General features: G+C 64.2%; 18 protein-coding genes. 12 read left to right on the forward strand and 6 right to left on the reverse strand.

The features are described from left to right. Positions 1-24: 24 nt before the first annotated feature. Positions 25-426, reverse strand: a complete 402-nt coding sequence (locus tag ACFDR6_RS26130; RefSeq protein WP_317239357.1) for a hypothetical protein — start codon at positions 424-426, stop codon at positions 25-27. 325 nt (positions 427-751) lie between these two features. On the opposite strand from ACFDR6_RS26130, the gene ACFDR6_RS26135 reads away from it, so the two are divergent. The 7 genes from ACFDR6_RS26135 to ACFDR6_RS26165 all read left to right on the forward strand — a co-directional run bounded on the left by ACFDR6_RS26135 (position 752) and on the right by ACFDR6_RS26165 (position 7,916). Next, positions 752-1,975 (forward strand): OpgC domain-containing protein, encoded by a 1,224-nt coding sequence (locus ACFDR6_RS26135; RefSeq protein WP_375859981.1) that lies wholly within the window; start codon positions 752-754, stop codon positions 1,973-1,975. Between the two features lie 195 nt (positions 1,976-2,170). After that, positions 2,171-2,863 (forward strand): Spy/CpxP family protein refolding chaperone, encoded by a 693-nt coding sequence (locus ACFDR6_RS26140; RefSeq protein WP_375859982.1) that lies wholly within the window; start codon positions 2,171-2,173, stop codon positions 2,861-2,863. 22 nt (positions 2,864-2,885) lie between these two features. Then, a complete protein-coding gene (locus ACFDR6_RS26145; RefSeq protein ID WP_375859983.1) occupies positions 2,886-4,886 on the forward strand; it encodes a 2Fe-2S iron-sulfur cluster-binding protein in 2,001 nt (666 codons plus the stop codon). A 1-nt stretch (position 4,887) separates the two neighbouring features. Next, positions 4,888-5,595, forward strand: a complete 708-nt coding sequence (locus tag ACFDR6_RS26150) for an iron reductase (RefSeq protein WP_375859984.1) — start codon at positions 4,888-4,890, stop codon at positions 5,593-5,595. After that, positions 5,583-6,365 carry a cytochrome c3 family protein gene (locus ACFDR6_RS26155; protein ID WP_375859985.1) on the forward strand — a complete coding sequence of 261 codons (783 nt, stop codon included), beginning with the start codon at positions 5,583-5,585 and terminating at the stop codon, positions 6,363-6,365. Before ACFDR6_RS26150 ends, ACFDR6_RS26155 begins: the two co-directional genes overlap by 13 nt. A 226-nt stretch (positions 6,366-6,591) precedes the next feature. Then, positions 6,592-6,990: a hypothetical protein gene (locus ACFDR6_RS26160; protein WP_375859986.1), complete on the forward strand. Its 399-nt coding sequence runs from the start codon at positions 6,592-6,594 to the stop codon at positions 6,988-6,990. Between the two features lie 314 nt (positions 6,991-7,304). Continuing rightward, positions 7,305-7,916 (forward strand): RNA polymerase sigma factor, encoded by a 612-nt coding sequence (locus ACFDR6_RS26165; protein ID WP_375859988.1) that lies wholly within the window; start codon positions 7,305-7,307, stop codon positions 7,914-7,916. On the opposite strand, the gene ACFDR6_RS26170 is transcribed toward ACFDR6_RS26165, so the two are convergent. Then, on the reverse strand, positions 7,913-10,645 hold the full coding sequence (locus ACFDR6_RS26170; RefSeq protein ID WP_212090178.1) for a bifunctional diguanylate cyclase/phosphodiesterase: 2,733 nt from the start codon (positions 10,643-10,645) through the stop codon (positions 7,913-7,915). The genes ACFDR6_RS26165 and ACFDR6_RS26170 overlap by 4 nt on opposite strands. Before the next feature lie 313 nt (positions 10,646-10,958). On the opposite strand from ACFDR6_RS26170, the gene ACFDR6_RS26175 reads away from it, so the two are divergent. Then, positions 10,959-11,123, forward strand: a complete 165-nt coding sequence (locus ACFDR6_RS26175) for a Flp family type IVb pilin (RefSeq protein ID WP_212090181.1) — start codon at positions 10,959-10,961, stop codon at positions 11,121-11,123. A 3-nt stretch (positions 11,124-11,126) separates the two neighbouring features. On the opposite strand, the gene moaC is transcribed toward ACFDR6_RS26175, so the two are convergent. The 4 genes from moaC to ACFDR6_RS26195 are packed head-to-tail and all read right to left on the reverse strand — an operon-like array spanning position 11,127 to position 15,397. Then, complete coding sequence (moaC, locus tag ACFDR6_RS26180) at positions 11,127-11,639, reverse strand: cyclic pyranopterin monophosphate synthase MoaC (protein WP_212090185.1); 513 nt, start codon at positions 11,637-11,639, stop codon at positions 11,127-11,129. 1 nt (position 11,640) lies between these two features. Next, positions 11,641-12,462 (reverse strand): indole-3-glycerol phosphate synthase TrpC, encoded by an 822-nt coding sequence (gene trpC, locus ACFDR6_RS26185; protein WP_375859989.1) that lies wholly within the window; start codon positions 12,460-12,462, stop codon positions 11,641-11,643. An 8-nt stretch (positions 12,463-12,470) separates the two neighbouring features. Continuing rightward, a complete protein-coding gene (trpD, locus tag ACFDR6_RS26190; protein WP_212090191.1) occupies positions 12,471-13,484 on the reverse strand; it encodes an anthranilate phosphoribosyltransferase in 1,014 nt (337 codons plus the stop codon). A 14-nt stretch (positions 13,485-13,498) separates the two neighbouring features. Continuing rightward, a complete protein-coding gene (locus ACFDR6_RS26195; protein ID WP_375859990.1) occupies positions 13,499-15,397 on the reverse strand; it encodes a SurA N-terminal domain-containing protein in 1,899 nt (632 codons plus the stop codon). A 224-nt stretch (positions 15,398-15,621) separates the two neighbouring features. Between ACFDR6_RS26195 and tpiA the strand changes: the two genes are divergently transcribed. The 4 genes from tpiA (at position 15,622) to ACFDR6_RS26215 (ending at position 19,110) form a co-directional block, all read left to right on the forward strand. After that, positions 15,622-16,377, forward strand: coding sequence for a triose-phosphate isomerase (gene tpiA, locus ACFDR6_RS26200; protein WP_375859991.1), 756 nt, complete (start codon positions 15,622-15,624; stop codon positions 16,375-16,377). A gap of 138 nt (positions 16,378-16,515) precedes the next feature. Continuing rightward, on the forward strand, positions 16,516-16,902 hold the full coding sequence (secG, locus tag ACFDR6_RS26205) for a preprotein translocase subunit SecG (RefSeq protein WP_212090212.1): 387 nt from the start codon (positions 16,516-16,518) through the stop codon (positions 16,900-16,902). Between the two features lie 167 nt (positions 16,903-17,069). Next, a complete protein-coding gene (gene pyrG, locus ACFDR6_RS26210) occupies positions 17,070-18,701 on the forward strand; it encodes a CTP synthase (protein ID WP_212090215.1) in 1,632 nt (543 codons plus the stop codon). 82 nt (positions 18,702-18,783) lie between these two features. Continuing rightward, positions 18,784-19,110, forward strand: coding sequence for an NIPSNAP family protein (locus ACFDR6_RS26215; RefSeq protein ID WP_375859993.1), 327 nt, complete (start codon positions 18,784-18,786; stop codon positions 19,108-19,110). The last annotated feature ends 81 nt before the right edge of the window (positions 19,111-19,191 follow it).

Raw genomic sequence — 19,191 nt, forward strand, 5'->3', positions numbered from 1 at the left:
GCGAGCCGCGGATCACTGCAATCGTCATTGCTGCTTTTTGGGACCCGTGTGGTGCGGGACTTCGGACTTCGGTCCGCCGCCGTAATGATGGCTGCCGCCCGAACCGCTGGTTGACCCGCCATCGTTTTCTTTCTTGCCCATGTGATGCGGGACCTCGGTTTTCGGTCCACCCGTGTAGTGGTGGCCGTTCTTCTCGTCGGAGGCGCGCGTCTGCGCCATGGCAGGCAGCGTGACAAAGGACATGATCGCGGCAACCACGATCAGCTTGCGGTGACTCATTTGGGATTCTCCTGTTCGATCTTTCAAGTTGGTGCCAATCAAGTCCCGGTGGCTTGATCGAGCCGCCAGCAAACCCGGAGCGTGATCATCCGGGTTGAGCAAGATCAACATGGTGATGTGCGTGCCTTCGCCGATCGATGCGAACATCGTCGAATTGCTGCAGGCGACGGGAAGCGGCGCGCTTCTTACAGAAAAAAATAGAACGAACCGCCGAAAATAATGAGGCGCGTGCAATGCCCTCGATCGTGCTGCTGGGCGGCCCAGCGCTGTCGTCGGCAAGTGCCCTCCGCTTGAGGACGAGATGCGTCTCGATTCATTACGCGAGTGAATCACAAAAAGATTTGGCTGGCGCGTCGACCGAGTTTGAGGTCGATCAAACTTGGGCCAGTGGCGCAACCTAGCGTGTCGGCGCGAATGAGCAGCGACGAGGTTGCGATCCCAAAGGCCGATCGTAAAGATGGAGAGCGCGCCGTTGACTGACGAAGCTATTCACGATCCTGGTGGGCCCCTGCAAATCGTACTTCAGTTGCGTCGTCGGCTCTGGGAGACGATCACGATCAGATCGATGCTGGTCGAGCCGCGGCGCGATGTCCGCCTGGATCTGTTTCGCGGGCTGGCGAACTGGCTGATTTTTCTCGGACACATTCCGGAGTCCGCGCTCGTCTGGTTTACGACGCGCAATTACGGCTTTAGCGACGGCGCCGATCTGTTCGTGCTGATCTCCGGCTATACCGCGACTCTCGTGTTCGGCACGATGATGATGGAGCGTGGCTTCGTCGTCGGGGCAACCCGGTTGCTGCGGCGGGTCTGGCAGCTCTATGTCGCTCACTTGCTGTTGTTCTTCGTCTATCTCACCGCCGTGCACTACCTCGCGCACAGGTTCGACGATCCTCATTTGATGGACCAGTTCAACGTCGCGCCGCTGATGAATTTTCCGGTCGAGACGCTCTCGCAGGGCCTGATCCTCAAGTTCAAACCGCTCAATCTCGACGTGCTGCCGCTCTACATCGTGCTGATGGCGGCGTTTCCCGTCGTGCTCTGGTTCATGCTGCGCTGGCGCAACGCGGTGATGATCGGCTCGATCGGGCTCTATCTGGCGGCCCGCCATTACGACTGGAATCTGCCGTCCTATCCGGCTGGAGTGTGGTACTTCAATCCGCTCGCCTGGCAATTGCTTTTCGTATTAGGAGCCTGGCTGGCCTTGGGAGGGGCGGCAGCGAGCCGCTGGCTGCTGTCGTCCCGTACGGCGCTCATCCTCAGCGGCGGCTTCCTGCTCTTTGCGCTCGCGATGACGCTGGCCGAACGAATCCCGGAGTTGCGAGACTCTGTTCCCCACGGGCTCGCCGCGATCTTCATTCCCAACGACAAAACCAATCTCGGTCCCTCTCGCATCATCCATCTGGCGAGCCTGTTGCTCATCGCCGTCTCGCTCATTCCGATCGACTGGCCCGGTCTCAAGTCGTCCTTGCTCCAACCCTTGATCAGATGCGGCCAGCAGTCGTTGTCGGTGTTCTGCGTCGGCCTCTTTCTGTCGTTCGTCGCGCATTTCGTGCTCGAGTCCGGACCTGAGGGGCTGTGGGCCCAGCTGCTGGTCGGCGCGTCGGGTCTCTGGATCATGACGATCGTGGCCTATTACCGAACGTGGTCGAAGGGCATCGACAGGAGCCGCTTGTCGGGCGAGGAGGCGGGCGGATGATCACGTCCGGGCTGACCTTCGCGGAAGAGACCGTCGAGCTGCGTGACGTTTCCGCGCGTAAGGACCGCAGACGCTTCGCATTTATAGCGCCTGACCTGCCCCGTACTGCATCACCTGATCGGCGACCTCGGCGATCAGATGACCCATCCGAATCTAACCAGGAGAGAAAACATGAACCGTTCGAGAAGTGCCATCGTGAGCGCAGCCGCCTTCGCCGTCCTCGTCCTGGGGCCGGTCGGGCTGCCGCCCGCATACGCCGCCGGTCCTGATCAAATCGCGATGATGGATGACGACAAGATGTCGAAGATGCCGGATTCGTCGGATTCGAGCGGCAAGATGAACATGGGCCAACCCGCCGGTCAGTCCCAGAACATGGGCAGCAACCGGATGAGCGATGACAAGATGAAGATGCCGCCGCAAGGTCAGATGCGGGGCTGCCAAGGTGCCGGCTGCCAGGAGAACTCCGGCATGATGCAGATGATGCCGATGATGCAAATGATGGAAAAGATGATGCACGGCCAGATGAGTTCGTCCGGCAACGGCAACGCGAGGAGTGGACCGGTCGACGTGACCGAACGGCTCGAAGGGCGGATCGCCTTTCTAAAGGCGGAGCTCCAGATCAACGACGGGCAGACCGCGGGCTGGAACAGTGTCGCAGACGCTTTGCGTTCCAGCCGGCAGCACCTGCTTGAGGCGCGCAAGATGCTCGCAATGGACGACAGGCTGGGTAGCGCCGACCGTCTGGAGCACTATGAGCGGCACTTGTCTGAGCGTCTGGAGGCGATCAAATCGGCCCGCCTGGCTTTCACGCGGCTCTACGCGTCGCTGGACGAAAACCAGAAGCAGACCGCGGATACCATCCTGCTGCCGCTGATCGCGTCATTCTAGCGGTTGAAGCGAGCGCAAGGTAATGTTCGGTCCGTCCCTTCGATGTCGCTCCGGCCTGTTTGCGCTTGGTCTCCTTGCGAGTCAGCTTGCTCCGATTGCCGCGCCTGCATCGGAGGTCGGCCGTGGGGTGACGCATGGGGCTGCACGGTTCGCTCCGCTCCGGGAGGTGGCGGAGGCAGAGGGAGACCACACGGCGCATCATCCCGCAGCTTCCGGCATCGCGGGCGATGCGGCGCCGAAGCCGGACGGATCAGCAGGTCTGAACGACCCTCACGCCGCGGGTGCGCCGCCGAGCGGCGTCACGCCGGGGATGCCGGGGATGATGGGTGGAATGGACGGCATGATGGGCCGGCCGCGCAAGGAGTTCTATCCGGCATTGATGGACATGCCGGCACTATCCGCCGAGCAGAGGAACGGTCTGCAAGTCCGGGCCCGCGTGCGGATCGGCGCTGAGGCCGATCGCCTGGCGGGTGCCGAAATGGATCTGCGGCACGCCATCGCCGCCGGCGACATCGTTGCCGCCGATCAGGCCGCGCGCCGGCTCCGCGACTCCCTGAACGCCGTCCAGAGCGGCGTGGTCGCGCTGCGTTCGCTGCAAGAGGGCAGGCCGCCGCAGCAAATCGCGCAGGCCTGGTTCAAATCGCAAATGAACCTGCTGCCTCAGCAAGGCACCACGGATAGCGATGACGGCGCGCCGGGAGTTTCCTGGTTTCACGTCACGACCATGGCGCTGCTGGTGCTGTTCTCGCTCGCGATGCTCGCCGTCTACGTCGCGCGGATGCGTCGGACGAACGTACTGGTCGACCGGCTGACCCGCGCGGCGGCCGCTCCAAGCGCCGCCACGCCACTCGTCCCCATGCCAGCCGCCGGTCTGCCGAACGACAAGGCGGAGGCCACACCTTCTCGAGAGACAAGTCACCAACTGCGGCGGGGCGCGAGCAGCCTCTGGAACGGCAAGCTGAGGATCTGCGCGATCTATCAGGAGACGCCTGACGTGAAGACCTTCCGTCTGCAAGCGGTGGACGGCGGCGCGATCCCGTTTGCGTTCCTGCCTGGGCAATTCCTGACCTATGCCATCGAGATTGACCGAAAGACCGTCAGGCGTTCCTACACGATCGCCTCGTCCGCCGCCCAGACTGCTTATGTCGAGACCACGATCAAGCGCGAAGAGGGCGGGCTCCTGTCCGACTACATGCATGGGCACCTGAAGGAGGGAGACCTCGTCGAGGTCGCAGGCCCCTCCGGGGCCTTTACGTTCACGGGCAAGGAGGCCGATAGCGTCGTCCTGATCGGTGGCGGGGTCGGCATCACGCCGCTGATGGCGGCGATCCGCTATCTCTCGGACATCGCATGGCCCGGCCAGATCTACCTCGTCTATGGCGCGCAGACGACCGAGCAATTCATCTTCCGGGACGAGCTCGAATATCTCCAGCGCAGGATGAACAATTTGCATGTCGCGGCCACGATGGTGCGGGCTGCAGGCACCTCGTGGATGGGAAGCGAGGGACAGATCACCGCCGAGTTCCTGGCGCGGGCGGTGCCCGATCTGGCCAGACGTCGCGTTCATTTGTGTGGTCCCCCCGGAATGATGGATGCGCTCCGGAAAACGCTGATCGGAATCGGCGTACCCGGCGAGCAGATCAAGACGGAAGCCTTTGGCCCGGCCCGCGGAGCCGTTCCACCACCGGGCAGAACCGCCACCGAAGCGCAACCGACGGAAGGTCAAGCGGGCAACCGAGGGACCGCGGCGATCGGTCCGGCAACGGCGACCATTCGCTTCGCGATATCCGGCAAGGTGGCGGCGCTACCACCGGACAAGAGCGTCCTGGAGGTCGCTGAGAGCGCGGGCGTCGCGATCGATTATTCCTGCAGGGCCGGGGTCTGCGGTGTCTGCAAGACGCACCTCTTGCAAGGAAACGTCACCATGGAAATTCAGGACGCCCTGACGGCAGACGACAAGGCGAACGGGCTCATCCTGGCCTGCCAGGCGAGATCGGTCGGGGATCTGGTCGTCGAGGCCTGACATGATGAATGTGAGAGAGCGCCTGGTTGCCGACGTCGTTCTGGCCGCCCTGTTGCTGCTGGTGCCGGCTTTCCTGCTTCACTCCGACAGCCGGTTTGCAGGAAGCCTGGCCGGCTTTGTCCTCGGGGTGGGCGCGGCGGCGCTGATGGTGCTCCTTCTGCTTTATCCGATGGCGGCCCATAGCGCGGGCCTGAAGGCCCTGGTCACGCGATGCGTGTCGATGCCGACGCTCCTTGCGTTTCACGCCTATGCTGGAATCGTCGCGGCGTTCTTCGCGCTGCTGCACACCGGGCACAAATTTCAGAGCCCGCTCGGGATTGCCCTGGTGACGAGCATGCTGATCGTCGTCATCACCGGGCTTGTCGGGCGCTACTATCTGCCGCAAACCGCGATGGAGCTCCGCCAGCAGCAGTCGCATCTGGCGACGTTGAGGTTGGCCTATGAGCACACGGTGGCGACCTTGTCGTCGCCCGATCAGGATGAACGTGACGGGGCCGGCAAGCATGCACTGGCCTTGCAGAAGGTGCCGTTGCTGCAACTCGTCGATGGCATTTCCGATCTCGAATCGGCCATCGCGTCGAGCGAGGCGGTCAAGGCGGTCTTCATGCAGTGGATCGGATTGCATGTCCTCGCGGCGATCGTCATGTATGCGCTGCTCGCGGTCCACGTGGCCGCCGAGGTCTATTATGGACTGAGGTGGCTCGCGTGACGATCCGGGGCGCGCTCTACGTCGTGGTCGCGACACTGGCGGTCGCAGGTGCAGCGGTCGCATCGATCGGCCTGTATCGGGGAAGCCCTGGCCCGGGTTGGACGAAGCTCGTCAGCCCCGGACCGCTTTCTGCGAAGCATGCGTTTCTGTCCGACCGATGTGAGAGCTGCCATGCCCCGATCAAAGGCGTCGAGGCGGCCGCCTGCATCGCCTGTCACGCGCCTTCGGCCGCGGATCTCGCCAAACAATCAACGGCGTTTCACGCTCTGGGAGGTGGTCAATGTTCCGGCTGCCATCGCGAGCACCAGGGCGGCTTGCGGCCGATCAGGATGAACCACGCGTCGTTGCTGCAAGTTGCGATGCCTGCCTCCGGCAAGAAGGTGTTCGACCGGAGCACGGCCAATCAACTCAGGGCCGACCTGACGGACTTTCTGGGCCTGCCAAAGTCCGAGCGGACGGAAAGGGCTGCACTCGATTGCGCCGGCTGCCACAGCAACCGGGAGCCGCACAGCGGATTGTTTGGACGGGAATGTGCAGCCTGCCACGCGCTCGCGTCCTGGAAAGTCGTGGGGTTCCTGCATCCCTCGCCAACCTCGAAGGACTGCGCCCAGTGTCATCAGGCGCCGCCGAGCCACTACATGGGCCACTTCATCATGATGGATCGCGTCATCGCGGGGCAGGAGCACGCATCGGTCGATCAGTGCTTTCTGTGCCACATGACGGATTCGTTCAACAACGTCAAAAGCGTCGGCTGGATGAAGCATCATTGACCGGTGCGACGCAGATGGGTCCCGTAAATTACAGAGTCAGCAAAGAATATTTTGCGAGGTGTTCGCGCCGAATCGCCAGAACTCGACGGCCTCGCGAGCTCCAGAATTTCGTCGGCCTAACGTGGCGTAAGGCGTGTCCTGAATTGTCGGGTCGGCATGCGCCGTTTTCTGTTGGCCGTCAGTACAACCAGGGTTATATGTTGCAGGACGGATCGCAGGTGTTGGAATGATTGGCTTGATGAAGCCAAGGCGAAGGTGGTGGGGATGGCTTGTCGCCACCGCCTATCTGCTTGCGTCGATGACGCCGTCTCTCGCGATCTCGATCTCTCCTGCCACGGCGAACCCGTGCGAGCATCAGTCCACGCATGGGCACGATCATGCCGATGCCGGATCGGCGCCGCATTCGCATGACGGTGCGATGGCCGGAGATTGTGACGGCGACCACGACCAGTCCGGCGATCGGCATGCAGCCTGCTGCGGCTCGGTGCTGTGCTTCACCGCAGTGTCGCCCCAAGCTCCCGCGATCGCGGGGTTCGTGGCGCCGCACGCGCGCTGCGAAGCGCGGCCGGACGTGATCTGCGACGAAGGCGCGTTCCGCCGCCACTACCGGCCCCCCATCGCCTGAAATAGCTCCCGAAGATCGAACTGCGCCGCTCCTGGTCCGAGCGCGGATCGACACGTCCGTGGCGGGTGCAATACCCGGCGGATGATGGCGGTGCGCCAGGCCTCGCGCGCGCGGCGCGTTGAGTGGAAGAACGTCGACGTGGCGATCATTGGCCTGCGGCAGGCGAGATCGGCCGCGCAGGCACCACCGTAGCGACGATCTCTCGCGAATATCGTTCGGGAGCTACTGCATCCGCGGATCGCAGCCGCGTGCGATCCGACCAATTTCGCTCCGATGAAGGCGATCGGCCGAATGGCATGCAAGGACGATGAGTCATGAAATCGCCGAACAAGAGTCTACCGGTGCAGACAGCAGCTTCCCTGGAAGCGCAGGAAGCGGTCGTGCGTTCCGCCCTTGTCGGCAGCTACGATCGCCTGCGCGGTTATCTGCAGCGACGCTTTGGCGGTACGGCAGAAGCGGAGGAGGTGCTCCAGGCGTTCATGTTACGCGCACTGGAGCGGTCCGGCGACGTTCGCGATGCGGACTCGGTTCGAGGCTGGCTGAGCAGGGTTCTGGCGACGACCATCGCGGACTTCCACCGCCAGGCATCAAGGAGCAGGACGCGGGAGATGCCGTTCCCGCATGAACTCAACGATCGTCTTGCCGTCGACCAGGATGCCGCGGCCAATGCCGTGGTCTGCGAGTGTCTTCATATCCATCTGTCTCTGCTCAAGCCGGAGCATGCCGAGGTCATTAGAAGGGTCGATCTCGCCGGCGAGCCGCGGGAACTGGTTGCCGCCGATCTGGGCGTGACCGTGAACAACCTGACCGTTCGGCTTCATCGCGCGCGACAAGCGTTGAAGGAGCGCCTCGAGCAGACCTGCGTTGTCTGTCTCGAGGAAAGCTTCTGGGAGTGCCGTTGCGCCGACAACCGAGGTCGGAGCTAACCGGCCTCGCGCCGGCGGCTCTTGCCGCCGTCGCGCTGTGCGAGCCGGCTGCGATGCAGCGCGAACAGCTCCAGCACCTTGTCGGCGGGCTTCGCGGCGCTGAAAAGATAGCCCTGCATCTCGGAACAGCCGAGCGCGCGGAGCAGGCGCTGCTGCTCCTCGGTCTCGACGCCCTCGGCCGTGGTGGTCATGCGGCGCGCGGCCGCCAGATTGACCACGGCCTGGACGATGCTGGCGGAGCCGTCGGGACCGGCGATGTCGTCAACGAAACAGCGATCAATCTTGATCTTGTCGAACGGGAAACGGTGCAAATAGCTCAGCGACGAGTAGCCGGTCCCGAAATCGTCGAGCGCGATGCGCACGCCGATGGCCCGGAGCTGGTGCAGGATCGCAAGCGCGGCATCGTCGTCGCGGATCAGCACCGCCTCGGTGATCTCGAGCTCCAGCCGGCTCGCCGGCAGATTAGAAGCGGCGAGCGCCGCCATGATCTTCAGCGCCAGCGTGCCGCTCTTGAATTGCACCGGCGAGACGTTGACGGCGAGGCGGATGTCGTCGGGCCAGCTTGCCGCGTCCCGGCAGGCGGTCGCCAGCACCCATTCGCCGATTTCGTTGATCAGGCCCGTATCTTCTGCGATCGGGATAAACTCCGCGGGCGAGACCATGCCGCGCTCGGGATGGCGCCAGCGCACCAGTGCCTCGCAGCCGGTGATGCGATCATCCTTCAGGCCGAGACAGGGCTGGTAGTGGACCTCGAGGCCGCCTTCGAGACCCCCTTGGGCGATGGCGTGGCGCAGATCGCTCTCGAGCTGCCGGCGTTCGCGGGCCTTGGCGTCCATCTCCGGCTCGAAGAAGCGATAGGTGCGGCGTCCGGCGGACTTGGCGGCGTACATCGCCATGTCCGCGTTCTTGAGGATCTGGTCGAGCGCGGTACCGTGTTCAGGCGCGAGCGCGATGCCGATGCTGGCGTCGGTGTTGAGATGATGGCCCAGGCAGTCGAACGGCGCGCGGATGGCCGCGAAGACCCGCGCGACGAGCTCGTTGACCTGGTCCCGCGACGTCACCGCGCTCTGGACGATGGCGAACTCGTCGCCGCCGAGCCGCGCCACGAAATTCTCTGGGCCCGCACAGTGGCGCAGGCTTGCGGCAACCGATTTCAACAGCTCGTCGCCGACAAGATGGCCGAGCGCGTCGTTGACGCCCTTGAACTCGTCGATGTCGATGTAGTGCACCGCGATCTCTTCGCCACGGCCGACAGCGGCGAGCTCTTCGCGCAGATGCTCGTGGAACATGGTGCGGTTGGGCAGATCGGTCAGCGCGTCGTAATGAGCGAGGTGAGTGATGCGCTCCTCGGTTCGCCGGCGCTCGGTGATGTCCTCGTGGGTTGCCACCCAGCCGCCGTCCGCGAGCGGTTCGTTGAGGATTTGGATCGAGCGGCCGTCGGAGGTCTCAACCACCATCGAGTTGCGCGCATGAACGTCGTTCAGCACGCGCGCGACATAATCGTCGACGTTGCCCGTGAACGAGCCGGTTACCTTGCGATGGGCGATGATGTCGCGGAAGCTGCATCCGGGCATCACGATCTCGGCCGACAATCCATACATTTCGATGTAGCGCTGGTTGCAGACCACCAGCCGCCGCTCGGCGTCGAACAGCAGGAGGCCCTGCGTCATGTTGTTGACGGCGCGATCGAGCCGCTGCTTTTCCAGCGTCAACCGTTCCCGCGAGAGGCGGTGCTGCTCCAGCAGCTTGCGCACGACCGCAATCAGCACGCCTGCGATGGCGAGCGCGGACGAGGCGGCGACCGAGATCAGAATGCCGATCTGCTCGCGCCAGTCCCTCAGTGCAGCCGCACGCGTCGTGGTGGCCATCATCAGGATCGGGAAGTGGGGCAGGGCGCGCGATGAGATCAGTCGGTCTTCACCGTCGACCGGGCTCACGAAACGGCCGGCGAAGTGATCGAGGCCGAAAACCCGCTGCTGCTCGAATGCACCGTTCTTGAAGTTCCGACCCATCAATTCGCTGGAATGCGGATACCGGGCGAGCAGCGTACCATCGCGGTGCAGCATCGAGATCGTCGCGTCTTCGCCGAGCGCGAGGGAGGCGAAGAACTTCTCGAAATTGGCGGGCTCGATGCCGCGTCCGACGACACCCAGGAACTCGCCGTTCGGCCCGACGATCTTTCGGGCCACGAGGATGGTCCATGCTCCGGTGATGCGACTGTGCAAGGGTTCGATCAGGACGTCAGGCGAATAGGGATCGTATTTGAAGGTGCGAAAATAGCCGCGATCGGCAACGTTTACTTTCGGAGCCGGCCATGCCGTCGATGAATTGATCAGATCCCCGTCGGCATCGATGATGTTGACGCCGCCGATGTAGGGCAGCGCCTCGATCTTCGAGCGCAACATCCGGTGGACGTCCTGGCCCGAAAGGCGCCTGCGATAGTCCTCGGCATTGTTGATTCCGGTCGTGCGGACCTGGTCGACGAAATCCTTTTGGATGACCGCGAAGTCCTGCAGTTGCTGATCGAAATGGTGGGCGACCAGCAGCACCGTGTTCTCCAGCTCGCGGCCGGAGTTGCGCAGCGCCCGCTCGCGGAAATTCTGCGCCATCAGGACCGAACCTATGGCAATTGCTGCGATCAGCAGCGTGCCGCCCACCACCAGCCAGCGGATTGGTCCGCCGCGCACGAAGGCCTGGTCAAATAGGCGATTGCCGAAGCTCGTCATCATGCTGGATCATTGCCGTACACACGCCAGGATCAATTCTTGGCCCCGCAAACATCCGTCGGTTTACGGAAACGGTATGGAGGTGAAGTTAGGAAGCGCGGTTAATGCCAGGTGAACGATCGCGCAAAAAACCGATCGATGTGCGGGCGCAACACCGTGCAGGAATTGCCGCGGGGCTCCCGCGATGCCGGTCAATTCCTGCCGCCCGTGGCGTGATCAACCAGGGCTTAACCATCTAACATGTTGGCGTTCCTCGAAGGCGCATTGGCACGCGATTTGCGAATTCATCTGCCAACCACACCGCGAGGACATGATCATGACGAGCATTCTGAAGAGCTTCATCGACGACGAGAGTGGCGCGACCGCGATCGAATACGGCCTGATCGCCGCCGGCATCGCACTTGCGATCATTACCGTCGTGAACGGCATGGGCACCAGGCTCAGCACGAAATTCGCGTCGATCAGCACGTCGCTGAAGTAACAATCACGCGCGATAGTGCCCTGACTTGCCGCCGAGCTTCTCGACCAGATGGATGCCTTCGATGCGCACGCCGCGCTCGACCGCCTTGATCATGTCGTAGATGGTGAGACAGGCGACCGACACCGCGGTGAGGGCCTCCATCTCGACACCGGTCGGGCCCGTCACCTTCACGCTGGCGCGAACCAGGCAGCCCGGCAGTTTCGCGTCGGGCTCGATGTCGAGCGTCACCTTCGACAGCGCCAGCGGATGGCAGAGCGGGATCAGCTCCGCGGTGCGCTTGGCGGCCATGATGCCGGCGATGCGGGCTGTTCCGAGCACGTCGCCCTTCTTGGCGTTGCCTGATACGATCAGGTCGAGCGTCGCCCTGGTCATGACGACGCGGCCCTCCGCGACGGCAAGCCGCTCGGTGGCCGGCTTGTCGGACACGTCGACCATTCGCGCCTCGCCGGAGGCGCCGATATGGGTGAGGGCGGGGCCGGCCTTGGGCGGTTTGGTCTTCGCGGGCTTGCGCGCCATGTCAGTTCGTGCCCGTCGCGCGCGCCGTTGTCTCGCGCGCGAGCAGAATGCGTGTCGCCGCGGTGACGTCGGCCTGCCGCATCAGGCTCTCGCCGACCAGGAAGGTCGACATGCCGACGCGCTCGAGCCGGGCGAGATCGGCCGGCGTGAAGATGCCGCTCTCGCCGACCATCAGCCGGTCCTGAGGAATCAGCGGCGCCAGCGTTTCGCTGGTCGCGAGCGTGGTTTCGAAGGTGCGAAGATTACGGTTGTTGACCCCGATCATCGGCGAACGGAGTTTCAGCGCCCGGTCGAGCTCGGCGCGGTCGTGGATCTCGATCAGCACGTCCATGCCGAAGGCAGTCGCGGCGTCCTCGAGATCCCGGGCGGCGGCATCGTCGAGCGCCGCCATGATGATCAGGATGCAATCTGCGCCGTGCGCACGGGCCTCGACCACCTGATAGGTGTCGAACATGAAATCCTTGCGCAGCACCGGCAGGGACGTCGCCGCCCGCGCCGTCACCATGAAGTCGAGATGGCCCTGGAACGAGGGCGTGTCGGTCAGCACCGACAGACAGGCCGCGCCCCCGGCTTCATAGGCCTTGGCAAGCTCCGGCGGGTCGAAATCGGCGCGGATCAGTCCCTTCGAAGGCGAGGCTTTCTTCACTTCCGCGATCAACGCGTAGTCGCCAGCGGCGCGCTTGGCCCTGATTGCGCGCAGGAAGCCGCGCGGCGCGGCTTGCGCGTTGGCCTTCGCCTCGACCGCCGAGAGCGGCTGCGCGCGCTTGGCCGCGGCGATCTCCTCGCGCTTGTAGGTTTCGATCTTGGCCAGGATATCCGACATGGGGGCGCTCAGCCGTTCGAGACCGTGATCAGGTGCTTCAGCTTCGCGTTCGCCGCGCCGCTGTCGATCGACTTGGTGCCGATTGCAACGCCCTCCTTGAGGTCCTTGGCGCGGCCGGCCACGACCAGCGCGGCGGCCGCGTTCATCAGTGCCACGTCGCGGTAGGGGCTCGGCTTGCCGCTGAGCACGCTCTGTAAGGCGATTGCGTTGGCGTCGGCGTCGCCGCCCTTGAGTGCGCCGGCCTCGCAGCGCGGCAGGCCGGCCTCCTCGGGCGTCACCTCGAAATTGCGGATCTCGCCATTGTGGAGCGCGGAGACGAAGGTGGGGCCGGTGAGGGTGATCTCGTCGAGGCCATCGGAGCCGTGCACCACCCAGGCGGACTGGGAGCCGAGGTTCTTCAGCACCTGCGCCAACGGCTGCACCCATTGCCGCGAGAAGACGCCGACCATCTGGTGTTTGACGCCGGCGGGGTTCGACAGGGGACCGAGCAGGTTGAAGATCGTGCGCGTCGCGAGCTCGACCCGGGTCGGACCGACGTTCTTCATGGCGGGATGATGGGCGGGGGCGAACATGAAGCCGATGCCGCATTCGCGCACGCAGCGGCCGACCTGCTCGGGCCTGAGGTCGATCTTCACCCCGAGCGCGGCCAGCACGTCGGCCGCGCCCGAACGCGACGACAGCGCGCGGTTGCCGTGCTTGGCCACCGGCACGCCGGCGCCCGCAACAATGAAGGAAGCGCAGGTCGAGACATTCACCGAGCCGGAGCCGTCGCCGCCGGTGCCGACGATATCGACGGCGTCAGCCGGTGCCGTCACGGTCAGCATCTTCGAGCGCATCGCCGCAACGGCGCCGGTGATTTCGTCCACGGTCTCGCCGCGCACCCTGAGCGCCATCAACAGGCCACCCATCTGCGAGGGCGTGGCCTCGCCGGACATCATGGCGTCGAAGGCGGCAGCGGCTTCGTCACGCGACAGGCTGGCGCCGGTCGCCACTTTTCCAATGATCGATTTCAGGTCGTCCATCGCGTGCTTTCAACTCACTGGTTCGCGCCGGTCACCTGCGCGAAGGCGGCCTGATTAATGGTGGTCCCGATGTCGGTTTCAAGCTTGTTGACGTAGGAAGCGACCTGCTCCTCGGTCTGGGCGCGGTCGAGGCTCTCCTTCAGCTTCTTGACCGCGTCGGAGGCGGCGTCGATCGCCGGTTCGACGATGTCCGTGACGCGGAAGACGATCACTTCGCTGCCGCCGCTGACGGCCGTCTGTCCGACGCCGTCCTTGGCGGTGCGGAAGGCGGCTGACACCACGGCTGCGGGCACGCCGGCCGGAGAATCGTCGCGCTTGAAGCCGGACGCGGTCTCGACCTTGGCGCCGATCGCCGCTGCTTCATCGGCGAGCTTGCCGCCCGCTTTGAGCTTCTGCACCATCTCGCTCGCCCTGGTCTTGAGCTTGGCCGCGATCTGGTCCTGGCGCCAGCGCGCCTCGACCTGGTCACGGACCTCGTCGAGATTGCGGTCGCGCGAGGGCGTGACGGCGAGCACGTCGTACCAGACATAGCCGCCCTTGAACGAGATCGAGTCGTTGTCGATGCCGACATCGGTGTTGAAGGCCTGTGACACCACGTCGAGCCCTTGCGGAATGTTGGCGACCGGCTGGCCGTTCGGGGCGCGGCCGGAGCGGTCGACGGCCTCGATGGTCACGGCGGTGAGGCCGAGCTTCTGCGCCGCGTCGATCACGCTGGAGCCGCCGCCACGCTCGTCTTCCATCTTGTCGCGGAGATCGGCGACCTTGACGCGCGCGCGCTCGGTGGCGATCTCGCGCTTGATGTCGCCGGCAAGACTGGCGTAGTCCGCCTCTTTGCCGGGCTCGATCTTGTCGACCCTGACGATCGCGACGCCAAGCCCACCCTGGATCGGCTGGCTGATCTCGCCGACGGGAAGCGCGAAGGCGGCATCGCCGACTGCGGCTGCGAGCGAAGACTTGGTCACGAGCCCGAGATCGACGTCGGAGGCGCTCAGTCCGCGCTCCTTGCCGAGGTCCTCGAACGATAGTCCGCCGACGAGGCGCTCGCGCGCGGCCTGCGCGTCGGCGACGTTCGGAAACACGATCTGCTGGATCTGGCGCTTCTCCGGCGTACCTAGCCGATCCTTGCGCTGGTCGAACATTTTCCTGGCGTCATCGTCCGACACCTCGGTCCACTTGCCGATTTCCTCGGGCGAGACCGCGACGAAGGCGATCTTGCGATATTCGGGTGCGCGGAACTGGACCTTGTGATCCTCGAAATAGGCGGCGAGCGTCTCGGGCGAGGGCGCGTCGATAGTACCCGCCTGGGCGGCGTCGAGCTTGACGAACTCGATGGAGCGCTGCTCGTTCTGGAAGCGCGTCAGCACGTCGAGCATGGTCTTTGGCGGCTCGACGCCTGCGCCGATCGTGCCGGTGATCTGCCGGCGCAGCGACACCTTCCGCTGTTCGGCGACGTAGCGCTGCTCGGTATAGCCGAAATTGCGGATCAGGGCCTGGAAACGGTTCGCATCGAAATTGCCGCCGATGCCCTTGAAGTTGGGATCGTTCATGATGACCTGGCGGATCTGCTCGTCGGACTGACCGAGGCCGAGACGGCGCGCCTCCTCGTCGAGGGCGGCTTCTGCGATTGCCTGCTGCAGCACCTGGCGGTCGAGGCCGAAGGCACGCGCCTGGTCGGGCGTCAGCGGACGGCCGAACTGGCGACTGATCTGTTGCAGGCGGTCGGTGTAGATCTGGCGGAACTCGTTGAGCGATATTTCGGTGCTGCCGATCTTGGCCACCGTGGACTGCCCGAAACCTTTGAAGATGTCGGCAATGCCCCAAACGCCGAAACTGATGATCAACACGCCCATCACCACGGCCATAATGATCTTGCCGAGCCAGTTTGATGAGGCCTTGCGCATTCCTCGAAGCATTTGGTCCAACTTGTTTGAGCAGGAGGGGAACGGGAGCGCGTCTTAATGCAAATTCAGCAAAAGCGCCTCACCAAATTGATCAATCATCATAAAGTGGTGGCTTTCCCCCCGCAACCTCAGGTCAATCGACGGCTAGAGGCTGCGGTTAAAAGCCTCTGGTGTCTGGAACTGCCGCGGGAGCTCTGCTAGCGCATGCACAAACCCTCAATCTGCTGGAAATTGACATGACCGACGCCATCCGCCCCCTGATCGCCGGCAATTGGAAAATGAACGGCCTGAAGGCCCAGGCTGCCGAGTTCGACGCCATGCTCAACGGCGCGGCAGACGTGGCTGGCAAGGCCGACCTGCTGGTCTGTCCGCCCGCGACCCTGATCGCCGCCTTCACCGAAAAGGCGCGCGGCAAGAAGGTCGCAGTAGGGGCCCAGGACTGCCACCCCAAGGCCTCCGGCGCGCATACCGGCGATATCGCCGCCGAAATGCTGGTGGACGCGGGGGCGACGGCCATCATCGTCGGCCATTCCGAGCGTCGCGCCGATCACGGCGAGGGCGATGCCCTGATCCGCCAGAAGGCTGAGGCCGCCTGGCGCGCCGGAGCGACGGCGATCGTCTGTGTCGGTGAGACGCAAGGTCAGCGCGACGCCGGCCAGACCCTGGACATCCTGCGCGGGCAGCTCGGCGGCTCCCTTCCTGACGGCTCGACCGCCGCGAATCTCGTCGTGGCCTATGAGCCGGTCTGGGCGATCGGCACCGGGCTGACCCCCACGGCCCAGGATGTCGAGCAGATTCATGGGGTTATCCGGGAACTCCTGACCGTCAGGTTCAAGGCCGATGGTGCCAGGATGCGCATCCTCTATGGCGGCTCCGTCAAGCCCTCGAACGCCGCCGAGCTGATGGCGGTGAAGAACGTCAATGGCGCACTGGTCGGCGGCGCCAGCCTGAAGGCGGCCGATTTCCTTGCGATTGCGAAGGGCTGCCCCTAACTCATTCAAACCGTTGGTCCGGACCCGATCGGGGGTGGCAATACCCCCTCCGATCGTGTAACACCGCGCAACTTCAGGAAACCCGCGAAGCGCGATCGGCCGCCGTCAGGCGCCGCCCGCTTGTGACGGAAGGGCATTATGCAGACCGTTGTCATCGTCATCCACCTCATGATCGTCGCCGTCATGATCGGCGCCGTCCTGCTCCAGAAGTCGGAAGGCGGCGGCCTCGGCATGGGCGGGGGCGCGGGCTTCATGTCGAGCCGCGGTACCGCGAACCTCCTGACGCGAACCACCGCCATTTTGGCTGCGGGCTTCTTCCTCACGAGCATGTTCCTGTCCTGGCACGCGGGCTACAACCGTGCGCCGTCGTCGATCATCGGCGCGCCGGCGTCACAGACCCAGCCGGCCGGCGGATCGCCGATCGCGCCGCCGACCTCGGGCGGCATCCTGGATTCGCTGAAGAAGGCCGACGAGCAGCAGCAGGCCCCGGCCCCGAGCGGCCCGCAGGTGCCGCGCTCGCAATAAAGCAGGGGGGCCATGCAGGGCGGATCCTAGCGCCCTGCATCAACAATCCCCATCAAGGCACTGTCACCACTCTTCGTTTTGGTTCACCCACAGGCCCACAGAATCTTCGGGGGCGGAATACGAATCGCTTTGGCGAATCGAATTTTGGGGATTAGAGGTTAAGTCCCATGGCGCGGTACATATTCATCACCGGCGGCGTGGTTTCTTCGCTCGGCAAGGGTCTGGCTTCAGCGGCACTCGGTGCGCTGTTGCAGGCCCGGGGCTACAAGGTCCGCCTCCGCAAGCTCGACCCCTATCTCAATCTCGATCCCGGAACGATGTCGCCGTACCAGCATGGCGAAGTGTTCGTGACCGATGACGGCGCGGAGACCGATCTCGATCTCGGTCACTACGAGCGCTTCACCGGCCGGCCTGCGACCAAGCAGGACAACATCACCACGGGGCGGATCTACCAGGACATCATCTCCAAGGAGCGCCGCGGCGATTATCTCGGCGCGACCATCCAGGTGGTTCCGCACGTCACCAATGCGATCAAGGAATTCGTCCTCTCCGGCAACGACGATTACGATTTCGTGCTGGTGGAGATCGGCGGCACCGTCGGCGACATCGAAGGCCTGCCGTTCTTCGAGGCGATCCGCCAGCTCAAGAACGAGCTGCCGCGCGATCATGCCGTCTACATCCATCTCACGCTGCTGCCCTTTATTCCGAGCGCCGGCGAATTGAAGACCAAGCCGACGCAGCACTCGGTGAAGGAGCTGCGGTCGATCGGCATTCAGCCGGACATCCTGCTCTGCCGGACGGATCGCGAGATTCCGAAGGAGGAACGGCGCAAGCTCGGCCTGTTCTGCAACGTGCGCGAAAGCGCTGTGATCGAGGCACGCGACGTCGACAACATTTATGCGGTGCCCGAGGCCTATCACAACGCGGGCCTCGACGACGAAGTGCTGGCCGCTTTCGGCATCGGTTCGCGGATTCCGCCGGAGCTGCGAAGCTGGCAACAGATCAACGAGCGCGTGCGCAATCCCGAAGGCAACGTCACCATCGCCATCGTCGGCAAGTACACCGGCATGAAGGATGCGTACAAGTCGCTGATCGAAGCGCTCTCGCATGGCGGCATCGCCAACAAGGTGAAGGTCAATCTCGACTGGATCGAGAGCGAGATTTTCGAGAAGGAAGATCCCGCGCCGTTCCTCGAGCACGTCAACGGCATCCTGGTGCCGGGCGGATTCGGCCAGCGCGGCGCCGAAGGCAAGATCCGTGCGGCGCAGTTCGCGCGTGAGCGCGACGTGCCGTATTTCGGCATCTGCTTCGGCATGCAAATGGCGGTGATCGAGGCGGCGCGAAATCTCGTCGGCATCGAGGACGCCAACTCCACCGAGTTCGGCCCCACCAAGGAGCCGCTGGTCGGCCTGATGACGGAGTGGCTGCGCGGCAACGAGCTCGAGAAGCGCTCGCAGGCCGGCGATCTCGGCGGCACGATGCGGCTTGGCGCTTATCCCGCTGCGCTCAATCGCGGCAGCCGCGTCTCGCAGGTCTATGGCGGCGCCACCGAGATCTCCGAACGCCACCGCCACCGCTACGAGGTCAACACCGCCTACAAGGACCGCCTCGAGCAGCACGGCTTGAAATTCTCAGGCCTGTCGCCGGACGGCGTGCTGCCTGAAATCGTCGAGTACGAGGATCATCCCTGGTTCATCGGCGTCCAGTTCCACCCCGAACTGAAGTCGCGGCCGTTCGAGCCGCACCCGCTGTTCGCCTCGTTCATTCAGGCGGCGATGGTGCAGAGCCGGCTGGTGTAGCGCATTCTCGGCCTTTGACGATCGCGCGGATTGTTGCGACAACGGCCTGCCGCAAGAACAACAATGCAGGGAGTGAACTCCGATGATCTATGAAATGCGCATCTATCGCTGCGTGCCCGGCCGGCTGCCGGCGCTCTTGAAGCGGTTTGAGACCGCCACGCTGAAGATCTGGGAGAAGCACGGCATCAAGCAGGCCGGATTCTTCACGACGATGATCGGCGAATCCAACCAGGAGCTGACCTATTTCCTGGCCTGGGACTCGCTTGCCGAGCGCGAGAAGAAGTGGGGCGCGTTCATGACGGATCCGGACTGGATGAAGGCGCGTGCCGAGAGCGAAGCCGACGGCCAGATCGTTGCCAACATCGTCAGCCAGATTCTGGCGCCGACCGCTTTCTCGGCGGTGAAGTGAGCGCCGGCCGGCGCTGCGCGGCCTCATTGGGGCCCCTGGCGCAACCCTGATATTCGAACGGCCCGGGCCGAATGGGGTTGA

This window comes from Bradyrhizobium tunisiense (genome assembly GCF_042263385.1).
GTDB lineage: Bacteria > Pseudomonadota > Alphaproteobacteria > Rhizobiales > Xanthobacteraceae > Bradyrhizobium > Bradyrhizobium tunisiense.